Origin of the sequence: Fluctibacter halophilus, assembly GCF_020687825.1 — a bacterium.
Classification (GTDB): Bacteria; Pseudomonadota; Gammaproteobacteria; order Enterobacterales; family Alteromonadaceae; genus Fluctibacter; species Fluctibacter halophilus.
The window spans coordinates 223083-235707 of record NZ_JAJEWP010000005.1 but is presented as its reverse complement, the minus strand read 5'-3'; the positions used below and the strand labels follow the sequence as shown (position 1 = coordinate 235707).

At 53.5% G+C, this 12625-nt stretch carries 12 protein-coding genes; 6 read left to right on the top strand and 6 right to left on the bottom strand.

Annotated elements, in window-relative coordinates:
• Positions 1-2 precede the first annotated feature (2 nt).
• Positions 3-1511, bottom strand: a complete 1509-nt coding sequence (locus LJ739_RS15710) for an NAD(P)H-hydrate dehydratase (RefSeq protein WP_229162042.1) — start codon at positions 1509-1511, stop codon at positions 3-5.
• Here LJ739_RS15710 and queG point away from each other — a divergent pair.
• Positions 1511-2647, top strand: a complete 1137-nt coding sequence (gene queG, locus LJ739_RS15705) for a tRNA epoxyqueuosine(34) reductase QueG (protein WP_229162041.1) — start codon at positions 1511-1513, stop codon at positions 2645-2647. The two genes, LJ739_RS15710 and queG, sit on opposite strands and share 1 nt — an antisense overlap.
• On the opposite strand, the gene LJ739_RS15700 is transcribed toward queG, so the two are convergent.
• From LJ739_RS15700 to nudC, 3 genes are all read right to left on the bottom strand, one after another.
• A complete protein-coding gene (locus tag LJ739_RS15700) occupies positions 2644-3294 on the bottom strand; it encodes a hypothetical protein (protein ID WP_229162040.1) in 651 nt (216 codons plus the stop codon). The two genes, queG and LJ739_RS15700, sit on opposite strands and share 4 nt — an antisense overlap.
• Positions 3295-3314: 20 nt before the next feature.
• Positions 3315-4379 (bottom strand): uroporphyrinogen decarboxylase, encoded by a 1065-nt coding sequence (gene hemE / locus LJ739_RS15695; protein ID WP_229162039.1) that lies wholly within the window; start codon positions 4377-4379, stop codon positions 3315-3317.
• Positions 4380-4704: 325 nt separating this feature from the next.
• Positions 4705-5514, bottom strand: a complete 810-nt coding sequence (gene nudC / locus LJ739_RS15690) for an NAD(+) diphosphatase (RefSeq protein ID WP_229162038.1) — start codon at positions 5512-5514, stop codon at positions 4705-4707.
• A gap of 148 nt (positions 5515-5662) precedes the next feature.
• On the opposite strand from nudC, the gene rsd reads away from it, so the two are divergent.
• From rsd to LJ739_RS15670, 4 genes are all read left to right on the top strand, one after another.
• Complete coding sequence (gene rsd / locus LJ739_RS15685; protein ID WP_229162037.1) at positions 5663-6124, top strand: sigma D regulator; 462 nt, start codon at positions 5663-5665, stop codon at positions 6122-6124.
• Between the two features lie 31 nt (positions 6125-6155).
• Positions 6156-6593 (top strand): transcriptional repressor, encoded by a 438-nt coding sequence (locus LJ739_RS15680; protein WP_229162036.1) that lies wholly within the window; start codon positions 6156-6158, stop codon positions 6591-6593.
• Between the two features lie 73 nt (positions 6594-6666).
• Positions 6667-7131, top strand: a complete 465-nt coding sequence (locus LJ739_RS15675; RefSeq protein ID WP_229162035.1) for a chemotaxis protein CheX — start codon at positions 6667-6669, stop codon at positions 7129-7131.
• Positions 7121-7576, top strand: coding sequence for a secondary thiamine-phosphate synthase enzyme YjbQ (locus tag LJ739_RS15670; protein WP_229162034.1), 456 nt, complete (start codon positions 7121-7123; stop codon positions 7574-7576). The genes LJ739_RS15675 and LJ739_RS15670 overlap by 11 nt, the downstream gene beginning before the upstream one ends.
• On the opposite strand, the gene LJ739_RS15665 is transcribed toward LJ739_RS15670, so the two are convergent.
• Positions 7543-8316 carry a substrate-binding periplasmic protein gene (locus LJ739_RS15665; protein ID WP_229162032.1) on the bottom strand — a complete coding sequence of 258 codons (774 nt, stop codon included), beginning with the start codon at positions 8314-8316 and terminating at the stop codon, positions 7543-7545. The two genes, LJ739_RS15670 and LJ739_RS15665, sit on opposite strands and share 34 nt — an antisense overlap.
• A 181-nt stretch (positions 8317-8497) precedes the next feature.
• Here LJ739_RS15665 and LJ739_RS15660 point away from each other — a divergent pair, with 181 nt between their 5' ends.
• Positions 8498-9721: an OmpA family protein gene (locus LJ739_RS15660; RefSeq protein ID WP_229162030.1), complete on the top strand. Its 1224-nt coding sequence runs from the start codon at positions 8498-8500 to the stop codon at positions 9719-9721.
• Between the two features lie 62 nt (positions 9722-9783).
• Here LJ739_RS15660 and LJ739_RS15655 read toward each other — a convergent pair whose 3' ends face one another.
• Positions 9784-12615, bottom strand: coding sequence for an EAL domain-containing protein (locus tag LJ739_RS15655; protein WP_229162029.1), 2832 nt, complete (start codon positions 12613-12615; stop codon positions 9784-9786).
• Positions 12616-12625 lie beyond the last annotated feature (10 nt).

Sequence of the window (12625 nt, the reverse complement as noted above, 5' to 3'; positions counted from 1 at the left end):
GGTTATTGGTTCAGTAATACACGCAACGGGTTAAACATATCAGACGCTAGCATACCACGTTGTCCGCCGCTTTCGGCAGCCAAATCGCCGGCTGCAGCATGAAGACATACGCCATAGCGCGCTGCATCACCCGCACGCATCCCCTGCGCCATCAAGCCACCGATCACGCCGCTAAGCACGTCTCCCATACCGGCCGTCGCCATGCCTGGATTGCCGTCCCGACAGATCATGATGCCATCACTTGCGGACACCAGGGTACCACTGCCCTTGAGCACAGAGACCCCCTGATAGCGCTCGGCTAATCCCTGCACCGCGGCAAAACGGTCAGACTCGACGGCCGAGGTACTGGTCCCTAACAGTCGGGCGGCCTCTGCAGGATGGGGCGTCATCACCAGATTAGTGCACTTTAGCTTATGTAAGTGCTCACTCAACACGTTTAGCCCATCGGCGTCTATCAGCAGGGGAACATCCGCATGGATCACAAAGCTAAGCACCTGATTAAACACATCCCGTGCCCAGCTGTCTTTACCCAATCCCGGTCCCAGCACAATACAACTGGCCCAGGACAATGCCGATGCCAATCCCTCACTGGCAACCATCAATTCGGGCCGGCCATTGGCCACTTGTAGCACACTGCCGGCATGGCAATGCACTTTCACCAGCCCGGCGCCACAGCGCAATGCCGCTTCACCACTTAAGCGCACGGCACCGGCCATGCCCCGGTTGCCGCCAATACACAACAGCCGACCAAATACCCCTTTGTGGGCACTTTGTGGTCGTGCAGCCAAGGGGGCAAAATCCGACAATCCACGCCAGACCCAGTCCGTTTTCGGCGCCAGCTTGGCAAACGCTTCACCCACGCCCAATGCTTCAACACAGACCCGCCCCGCGTACTGGCGCCCCTGTCCGGTCAACAAACCGCCTTTGGCGGCGATAAATGTTACAGTCATTAACGCCTCAACAGCGCAACCCAGCGGCATGCCTGTATCGGCGTTCAGGCCAGACGGTACATCCAGGCTGACCACCGGCATGGGACTGGCATTGATGGCGTTGATGAGGTCGCGATGCTCATTTCTGACATCTCCTTTCAAGCCGGTGCCCAGCAAGCCGTCCACCAGCACATCCGCAGAGGGCAATTCGCTGCTGTCAAACACACTAATCTGGCCGCCTTGAGCAAGGTAAGCATCCCGCGCAGAGCTGGCGTCCTCGGTCGACGGCTGTGCATCCGGTAAGGTGACCACAGTGACCTGCCAGCCCTGCTGCAATGCAAGGCGGGCCACCACATAGCCGTCGCCACCATTGTTGCCGCTGCCACACACCACCGTCATCCGATGCGCATGTCCAAACGTCTGACTAAGGTGCTTAAACGCACTGAAGCCAGCACGCTCCATCAGTGTGTACATGGCATCACCGCACTGATCTGCGGCCGCCTTTTCATACTGACGGATGATGTCCGCCGAATAAACGGAGTGTGATACACTCTGTGCGGCTGTATTTACGCGAGGGTTCAATGGCCACCTTTCCTGAACAAGAAATCAATCAATTGGCAAAAAATATCAAGGCCTGGGGCAAATCGCTAGGTTTCCAGCAGATTGGCATCTGTGATATCGACTTCAGCCAGCACGAAAAGTTTCTTCAGGCCTGGCTCGATAAAGGGTATCACGGCGATATGGCGTTCATGGCAGAACACGGCATGAAACGCGCCCGTCCACAGGAACTGGTGCCGGGAACCTGCCGCATCATCAGTGTGCGGATGGACTATCTGCCACCGGACGCCAGCTTTGCCCGGGATCTCAGACAGCCGCAAAAAGCCTACATCAGCCGCTATGCGTTGGGGCGGGACTACCACAAAGTCATGCGCAAACGCCTGAAACAACTGGGGCAACAGATTGAAGCCCATTGCCAGACCCTCAACTATCGGCCCTTCGTTGACAGTGCCCCCGTGCTGGAACATGCTGCTGCGGAAAAGGCCGGCATCGGCTGGACCGGCAAACATAGCCTGACGTTGAACAGGAACGCCGGTTCCTGGTTTTTTCTGGGTGAGCTGTTTGTGGATATTCCGTTGCCGGTCGACGTGCCGGTCAAAGAAGAATGTGGCGATTGCACGGCGTGTATGACCATTTGCCCCACCAATGCCATTGTCGAGCCCTATGTGGTGGATGCCAGACGGTGTATTTCGTACCTGACGATTGAAACCAAAGGCAGCATTCCCGAAGATCTGCGACCACTGATGGGCAATCGCATCTATGGCTGTGATGACTGTCAGTTGATTTGTCCCTGGAATCGCTACGCCCAGCTTACCGAAGAAGCCGATTTCTTGCCCCGGCGTCAATTGCTCAGCCAGGAGCTGATCACGCTACTGAGCTGGGATGAAGCTACCTTTTTGGCCGCCACCGAAGGCTCAGCGATACGGCGCATTGGCCATCAACGCTGGCAACGTAACATTGCCGTGGCACTGGGTAATGCCCCTTACAGTGAAGCCATCGTCGCTGCATTGCAGCAGGCCCGCCAGGGGGCCTCACCGCTGGTCGATGAACACTTGGTGTGGGCATTGGATCAGCAACAGCAACGGGCCGAAAAACCGGCCAATCGACAGACCGAGCGACTGATCAGAAGTGTCGAGAAAGGCCTGCCCCGGGATGCCTAATCGTCGTCCCCGGCACCCGGAGATTTATTCACAAACACATTGAAGTAGGTCACGCCATCACGGGTCGCACTGGTGCTGGAAGTGCCTTTGTAGTGCCACCAATCCTGTGCGCGCATTTGTTCGAGCACGGCATCCCACTTGTCGTGCTCACCGTCAAACTGGCCAATTAACTGGCAGGCGTCCGCATTGCATTGGATTTTTTGCAGGTCAATGGCATCACGATCATCATGCAAGCGCAAAAAGTCGCTAAAGTATGTTTCCGCCTGCAAATCACGCTCATGCTCATTGAAACCTCGCTCAAATTGGTCCCGCTCAGCCAGATGTTCCACTTCGGGCGCAGTCGGGGCAGCCAACGCCGCACCGGTTTGTTGCAAAGCCTCACCCCGTTGCCGTTGATGCTCTTCATCCGTTTGGGGTCGGTCATCACCTACATTTGCGGGGCTATCATCTGCGACTGGCGGATTACCCGAGGTCAAGCTGACCTTAGGCGAGACAGGCGCGTGCAGGATTTCTTTCTCAATCTGCACGGTTTGCCCTTCACCGGGCATCATTTGACGGGCCTGATCATCGGCACGTCCAATCCAGTAACCCGATAACCACGCCAGCGGGATGGCCGTGATCAGCAGCCCGGTAACCAGCTTGTTCATCCTTGCCTCCTGCCCGTTAATCAGCCCTGATGATAGGGTTTGCTGAGGCGATGTACAGCATCGACAAACACGCCAGCATGCTCCGGTGGAACATCCAGATGGATACCATGGCCAAGGTTAAATACGTGGCCACTACCCTGACCAAAGCCTTGCAGGATATGCGCAACTTCCTGCTCAATCCGTGCCGGTGGGGCATACAACATGGAAGGATCCATGTTGCCTTGCAATGCAACCTTGTCGCCGACCCGTCGCTTGGCATCGGCGATATCAATGGTCCAATCTAACCCGACCGCGTCACAACCGGTGGCCGCGATCTGCTCCAGCCACATGCCGCCGTTTTTGGTGAACAAAGTAACCGGTACGCGACGCCCTTCGGCTTCACGGGTCAATCCATCCACAATCTTGTGCATGTACTGCAAGGAAAATTCCTGATAGTCACGGGGTGACAGCACACCACCCCAGGTATCAAACACCATCACGGATTGAGCACCGGCCGCAATCTGGGCGTTGAGGTACAGGATCACGGAATCGGCGATCTTGTCCAGTAACCGATGCAATACCGCTGGTTCAGCAAAGGCCATTTTCTTGATCTTGGTGAAGGCTTTACTGCTGCCTCCTTCAATCATGTAGGTGGCCAGGGTCCAGGGACTGCCTGAAAAGCCAATCAATGGCACGTCACCGTTGAGGTTCTTACGGATGGTGCGTACCGCGTTCATCACGTAACCCAACTCCTGCTCAGGATCAGGGATGCCGATAGCATCGACATCCGCAGCAGATTGAATAGGACGCTCAAATTTGGGCCCTTCGCCGGCTTCGAAATACAACCCCAGGCCCATTGCATCGGGAATGGTCAGGATATCGGAAAACAGGATCGCGGCGTCCAACGCATAGCGCCGTAGCGGTTGCAACGTCACTTCACAGGCCAGGTCAGCGTTTTTGCACAACGACATAAAGTCCCCTGCCTCGGCACGGGTAGCTTTATACTCAGGTAGGTAGCGGCCTGCTTGGCGCATCATCCAAACAGGAGTGCAATCCACAGGTTGACGCGCCAGTGCGCGCAAATAACGATCATTTTTTAACTGCATGTGTTTCCTTTTTCGGGTTGCATCCCGAATGGTGTGTTCGGCCTGAATTAACCGGGTGATTTTAAGCGACTTTTGCCCCAATACCAATGCCTGATTGGGACTTTCCTGTGCACACAACCCCCGTCTTGAGCCCCGCAGCGATGCGATGAACAACGGTGCCGAGGGGGATTATTCCTTGCAATTTCACCAAATCGTCTGCTATAACAAACACTGTTGGACAGAATAATAAGAATCAAGAAGCTCGGTACACGAGACCTCCACGCTAAACAAACTACGGCCCCACCCTTGCGGTGGGGCTTTTTTATGTCCGCAGTTTTCCGCGCTGTCAGGTATTGTTGTTGACCAATCCTTTGGTCGCTTCGATCAATTGCCCGGCAATTGACACGGGCGGTGGCACAAACGGCAGGTCATTGATATCAAACCAGTCAGCAACCAGGATCTCTTCGCCGTCGACGCGGATCTCACCACTGTCGTAGTCAGCCAGAAAACCGACCATCAGATTGTGCGGAAAAGGCCAGGGTTGACTGCCATAATAGCGGACATTACGAATGTTGACGCCAACTTCCTCAAGCACCTCACGGTGAACGGCCTGCTCTAAGCTTTCACCGCTTTCTACGAACCCTGCCAGGGTCGACCACATTTTACGTTCTCGCTGACTCGGTCCCTGCGCCAGCAATATGCGATTGTCTTTGCGTATCGCCACGATGATGCACGGAGACACGCGAGGGTAGCAGCGATGTTGACAACGATGACAGTGCGTGGCGATTTCCCACTGGACCCGGTGCATTTGACTGCCGCATTGACCACACCAACGGTGGGTACGCAAAAACACCGTCAGTTGCCATGCTCTGGCAATCAGGTTCAGGCTGTCTTCACCAAGATGACCCAGGATCATGCTGCGCAGACTGTTGGCGGTCCAATCCAGCCCTTCAGGAGCTTGGGCGCCAACATCAACAGCGTAGCAGGGCTTAGATTGATGCTCGCCGACGCGAACGACTTGATCTTCATAATCATGTAGAAATGGCAGATCATGCCAATGGGCTTCGACCCACTGAGGGGATTCTCCCGGGCTCAGCAGACGATCATTACAGAAAATAAACCACCAACCCGCTTGTTGCTTATCAACGTCGTACACCCTTTTTCCCTGCGTTTGTGTTCAACAATGAGGCAAGTCTACCACAGATTTTTTGTCCCTAACTGCGGTCACAAAGTGAATGGTTTTGTTACCCTGACCACGGTGCTATACTGGCCCAACATCAGGATTTGCATAACGGCAGGTTGGCATGTTGAATCAGGTTGAAAAAGCACAACAAAAATGGGCCGGGGTACACACCACTGTCGACCTTTGGTTGCAGGAACGCCAGGCATTACTGGTGCAATATTGTAAACTCGCCGGGTTACCACCGTTTTTACACAACGAACATGCCCTACCCGACGTTGATGCAGTGCGCGAGTTCTGTGAACTGCTGATGGATTATGTGTCTGCCGGGCATTTCGAGGTGTATGACAAACTTGTCGTTCAAACCACCCCGCAGGCAGAACGACTCACCGAGTCCCTGTACCCGCGTATTGCCGATACAACGGACACGGCACTGCGCTTTCACGACCATTTCGCCGATTTGGACGGTGACGCAGGTCTGGAAGGTTTTGATCAGCAGCTAACCGTTCTTGGCGAGGCCCTTGAAGAGCGCTTTGCCATGGAAGACCAACTCATTAACCTTTGGCACACGGAAACGGTCGAATAACGTCCATTGTCGGCCATCAGAGCAGTACACTATGACAATTGAGGAACAAGTCACTAAAGCCCGCGCCTACTGTGAAGAGCAAGGTGCCCGATTCACCCTGCTGAGGGAAAAGGTATATGCCTTGTTGCTGAGCAAAGAAGGCGCCATCGGTGCCTATGAACTGCTCGATCAACTGAAAGAAACCGAGAACAGTGCAAAGCCCGCGACGGTGTACCGTACCCTCGACTTTCTGCTCGAATTTGGTTTGGTCCATCGGGTTGAATCGAGCAACGCCTTCGTCGCCTGTCACCATTTTGGCTGTAGTCACCCTGTCCAGTTTCTGATCTGTGACGAGTGCGGCGATGTACAAGAAATACAGTCTGCAGGCCTGAAAGAAACACTCGATAAGCAAGCCGCAACCCGTGGCTTTCGGGTCAGCCGACAAACCATTGAAGCCCATGGCGTTTGCGCCATGTGTCAGCAACATTAATCGCGCAACGAACACGCCCGAAGGAAGTCTGACAACCTTCGTCGTTGCCACATAACAAGGAACCGATTCTCACATGAATGTAGAATTCATCAACCCGTTTATCAGCGCACTGATGAACGTGTTAAAAACCATGGCGCAAACCGAACTCAAGCCAGGTAAACCGAAGAAGAAGACCGATGACGTGTCCCGAGGCGATGTATCCGGGCTGATTGGTATGGTCGGTGAGCAGGTCAAAGGCTCCCTGTCGATCACGTTTGATGAAGCCCTGGCGTTAGAAATCATGAATCGTATGCTGGGTGAGAAGCCGGCGAAAATTAACCCTGAAGTAACCGACATGGTTGGCGAGATAACCAACATGATTTGTGGTGGCGCCAAAAATGAGCTGGCCGATAAAGGTTACGAATTTGGCATGGCCACACCCATTGTCGTGTCCGGCAAAGATCACACCATCAACCACAAAGTCGATGGTCCTAAAATGATCATGCCCTTCACCAGTGATGCCGGTAGTGCCTATCTGGAAATCTGCTTTGACAAGTAATGCGGTTTATTGGCAACAAGCGCTGACGCTTAAGCCCCGTTCACGGGGTTTTCATCTCATTACTCAAGAAGTGATTGAGCAACTCCCGGCGCTAAAGGACATGGACATTGGCACATTGCACCTGTTTATTCAGCACACCAGTGCCAGCCTGACCCTGAACGAAAATGCCGATCCCACGGTTCGCGCCGATTTGGAGCGACACATCAACGTGTTAGCGCCGGAAAATGCCCCGTACTACCAGCATACCTATGAAGGCGACGACGACATGCCTGCACACATCAAGGCCAGCTTACTTGGCGCCAGTGTGTCAATTCCGGTCGCTCAGGGAAAGCTGCTGTTGGGCACCTGGCAGGGTATCTACCTGGGCGAGCACCGTGATCACGGGGGACCCCGCCGCCTGATCGCGACTGCTCAGGGATGCGCCACGTCGTTTTCAGATCCGTAATGAGCGTCGCGCAGCGCCGCAAACGTGCCATCCGCCACCGCTTTCTCCACAATGGCGGTTAACTCATCCACCCTGGGCACCAGAACCGATTGCTTACCGATCGCGACATGAAAACTGAGTACCGGAATGGGTTGGTATCCTGTTGCCACAATACGTTCTTGCAGATTGCGCGCGAGCAACGCTTTTTCTGTGGCTTCGGTGAGATGGGCAAACACATCCGTGCGCCCCAGACGCAACATATCAATTTTTTGTTGTAACCGGCTGACAGGAATAATTTTGATCCCTTCACCAAAATTATACGCCCCATAGCCATGGGCGGTGAGGGTCAGTGCTACCCGCTTACCCAGCAAATCCTGCCGTTTTTGATACCACTGGGCCTGCTCGGCAAGGGCGTATACGGTCATCCCGACGCGCTCATAACCGGGCTGAATCACAATCAGGGTTTCATCCAGGTCAGCGCGATAACGTAGCCCGACCATCATATCGATCTCATTGCTTTGCAGCGAAGCAAGGCGCCGCGCAAACGGCATGGGGATAATTTCGAGCTCAACATCCAGTTGCTGAGCTATGAAATGCAGGTAACGGGCGTGCAGGCCATCGGGAAACTCTGGCGATACCGACGATACCACAACACCTGACGGACGTTCGACCGGCTGACGAGCATGAGACGGCATTCCGACGAACAGAAGTATGCCAAACACCAGCCAAAAACCGCGGCGCTTGGTATCGGTATTAACCACTAACTGTCTCAGAAATCCATTCCTTCGAAGTACACGTACTGGTGATAGTGTACCTCGAATGCAAAAAAAGTCTCTGAAATTTAGCGTCATACCAACTTCTCCGATAAAATAAAGGACGTTGGGTCGCGACACACAAACACATGTTTTTCAACGAATGAAAACACAATAACCAGGATGAACCATGAAACGTATGACTTCCCTCGCCATAGGCACGATACTTGGCGCCACCATATTCCCCCTTCAAGCACAGTCTGCAGACGATGCAATGCCCTATCAGTCATGGGTGGGAGGATTTGCCGAATACTACAATGCCGATGGCGATAAACCTGATCCCCTCGGTTATCTGGAAGATGGACACGGCATCGGCGCCGAGTTCGGCTTTCGCTTCAAACCCCGCTGGGGCGTGCGTCTGGAATGGTCTGAACTCGATATCGATACCAACGCACAGCGTCTGGGCAGCAGAGCCCCCAACAACGCCGGTAATCGTATTGGCGTGGATGCGATGTATTTCACACCGAATGACGCACTTTACCTGTTTGCCGGGATAAAAAATGAAACCATCGGAGAGAGCCATCGCCTCGCCAACCTGGGTCTGGGCAAGCACTGGCAAGTCAGTGAGCGCTGGCGGGTGATCACTGAAGCTGCGGTTTACCATGACTTTGGTGAAGGATTCCGTGACTACGGCATTAAGCTGGGTCTGGCCTATACCTTTGGTGGCGATGCGCCCAAAGCGCCAAAGATAACGACGGTCGATTCTGATGGTGATGGTGTGCAAGACAGCCTGGACGCTTGTCCGAACACCCCTGCGGGGCTGGCCGTGGATAGCCGCGGCTGCAACGACGACCATGATGGCGACGGCGTCAGCAACGCACAGGACATGTGCTCGAACACCCCCAAAGGCACGGCCGTGGGTAAACGAGGATGTAGCCTGGTGCTGGACAGTGATCAGGATGGCGTGTTGGATGATGCCGACCAGTGTCCACAAACCCCGATCACCGACAAAGTTGATGCCGTCGGTTGCAGTGTATTTGTTGAACAAAGCGTCACGCAACGCCTGAACGTGCTGTTTGCCAACAACAGCAGCGACATCGGCAACCCTGACGATCCGCAATTCCAGGCGTTTGCTACTTTTATGGCACGCTTCCCCAATACCAGCGCGGTGATTGAAGGACACACGTCTGCACCCGGCAATGCCGATTACAACCAGTCGTTGTCTGAGCGACGGGCAAACGCCGTTCGCGATCTGCTGATCAATCAATACGGTATCAGCGCTGAACGACTGACAGCCGCAGGCTATGGTGAAACCAGCCTGCTGGATGACGGTAACTCAGCCGAGGCACATGCCATGAACCGCCGCATTGAAGCGGTGGTATCGGCCACACAAAAAGTCAAAGTGCAAAAGTAGCCACTCCACAGACGCAAAAAAGCCAGGCAGTTGCCTGGCTTTTTTATTGCCTGTCTGGCCGCTTATATTTCTGTTAACGGTGCCGGTTTACCCAGATAGAAGCCTTGCGCCATATCCACGCCCAACCCGACCAGACAATCCAGCGCGGCCTGGGATTCAACAAACTCAGCGATCACTTTGGTGTCCATCATGTGACAAATCTCGGTGATCGACTTAACAATGGTCTGCAACAGCGGATCGGTATCAATGTTCTGACAAAACGAACCGTCTATTTTCACATAGTCGATCGGCAGTTGGGTCAGATAACTGTAGGAAGCATACCCACTACCAAAGTCGTCCACGGCAAATTTGACCCCCATCTCTTTCATCTTTTGAACCAGCGCAGAGGAGTCCGATAGATTGTTTAATGCCGCACTTTCTGTCAATTCAAAGCACAGAAATTGCGCCAAATGAGGGTACGCGGCCAACTGATCTATCAACAATGGCAGAAAATCCGGATCGGAAAGTGTCTGGCCACTGAGGTTGATGGTCACTAACTGGGTGGATGACAAGTCACATTCCGCCAAATACGCCATTGCATGTTCAATCACCCAACGATCAATCTTGGCCATCACGTTGTAGCGTTCCGCAGTTGGAATAAACACGCCCGGGCCGATGATCTGTTCGCCAGCTTCGAGACGCAACAGCACTTCATAGCCTTTAAAGTCAGGGTTTTTCAGATCCACGATAGGTTGGCCGTAGAGGATAAAATCATTTCCGTCGATGGCCTGGTGAATCGTGGTCAGCAAGTCTTTGGCACGGATGCGTTCACTCAGTGTTTCCGTTTCATCATGCACCACCACACGATTACGTCCCTGTTCTTTGGCCAGCAAACAGGCTGAGTCAGCCAGGTTCATCAGATTTACCATGCCCTGGGAATATTGATTGATCGGCACGACCCCGATACTGGCCCCCACATCAAAGTGCTTTCCCTGCCAGCTAAAGCGGTACTTGCTGAGCGCCGTCTTCAATGTGTCTGCGACTTTGGTGGCCTTGTCGACGGTACAATGCTCCAGCAAAATGGCAAATTCATCCCCACCAATGCGCGCCGTTGCGTCGCGCTGTCGCACATGCTGAGTGAACAATACTGCCAATTGTTTCAGCAATTCGTCACCTGCCAGGTGGCCACAGGTATCGTTGACCAATTTGAACCGATCCAGATCGATGTACAGCAACGCATGTTCGCCTGGGTGCTCCCTGGCCTGGGTGATCAGGCGATCGAGCCGTTCCTGGAAAGCATTACGGTTGATCAGTCCAGTCAACTGGTCATAATCCGCCAGATATCGGAGCTGCCCTTCGGTTTGTTTGCGCTCAGATATATCCTGCATCGAACATTCAATCGACACGATATGATGATTGTCGTCCCGTTCGATTCGACTGTTGATCATTGCCCAGAATGCCTCACCATCGGCCCGTTGACAGCGAACATCGTGATGATGCAATCCTCCAAGGGCGAGAATTCGGGTTAACAGGCCCTGCCCTGGCTGCATTTGCAAATCATCCAGGGTGTCAAAGTGGGTCTGCAATTGCTGCAATGATGACACACCGAACATGGCGAGAAAGGCCGGATTGGCGGCAGTGAAACGACCATTTGCATCCAGGCTGACCAGCCCTTCGGTGGAATTGTTATAGATAGAAGCAAAATTGTTTAACGAGTGGATCGCTTCGGACTGGGCTTTTTCTTTGTCCCTTCGCTCCGCGTTGACCTGATCGGCCAGGGCCAGGGAAATCAGGGTGACCACCGAAATGGCACCAAAATGAATCGAATACTCAGTAAAAAAACTGCGGTCGAAGCCGCCAAATTTGCTGATCGCAAAAAAGCCTGCACAGGCCACGAACAAGGAAAACGCCACCACAAAATAGCGCGCACTCTGTACGCCCTGATACCACAACTGTACGCTTTTGACATAGGCTAGTGCGGGGATAATTCCTACCAACGCTGCCGTCACCATGATCAAAGAGCGATAACTGAGCATCGGTGTCAACAGCAGAATCAAGGTGCACAGGCCCAGGCACAGATTTAACAGAAAACGGGTTTTGCGGCTGTTGCGAGCCAATTGCAAAAAGGTTTTTGAAAACAGTGCCAGACTGCTCAGCGCCCCCATACTGACTACCACCAGACTCATGTTGTTCCATGCCGGAGAGTCAGGCCACAACAACGCGTAGCTGATACCCAGTAAATCACTCTCGACCAGTCCGTAGAAAAACAACATCGAGGCAAACAACAGGTAACTGCGATCCCGGGTAGAGAAATACAACATACAGTTGTAGCCGCCCATGACGAACATAGCGCCGATAAACAACCCTGCCAGTAACAATTCGAATGCCTTGGCTGACACCATGGTTTCGCTGGCCCATACATGCACAGGCACCTGCATGGACGAGCCCGTACTCACTTCAAAAACAATGGTGACACTCTGATTGGCGGGGATGTCGACCGGTACAATAAAGTTCGGATTATTAACCAAACGTTGTGCATAAGGCTGACGGTCGCCCAGCGAATAATGCGCAATAACCTTGCCATCGCTCACCACGTTAAAATCGATGTGATCCAATAACGGGTAGGCAATTTCAACGTAGGCTGAATGGGCTTTAGACCGGGTGTTTAGCAGTGAGAAAGTGAACCAGTATTCATCATCAGTGAATCCCAAATTGATCACGGAATCATCACTGAGTTGTAGTGCCGGGCATTCGGCGAGTGTGGTTGGCTCATAGCCGTCACAGGCCTGAGTGGTTGCGTACAAAACCACGGGAGTGACAGACTTATCACTGGGCAACTGAGAAATATCTACGCCCCAGGCACTACCGGACCACAGAGCCCATACCCACAATAAGCTGCTCAATAACCTTCTCACTGCACCGTCC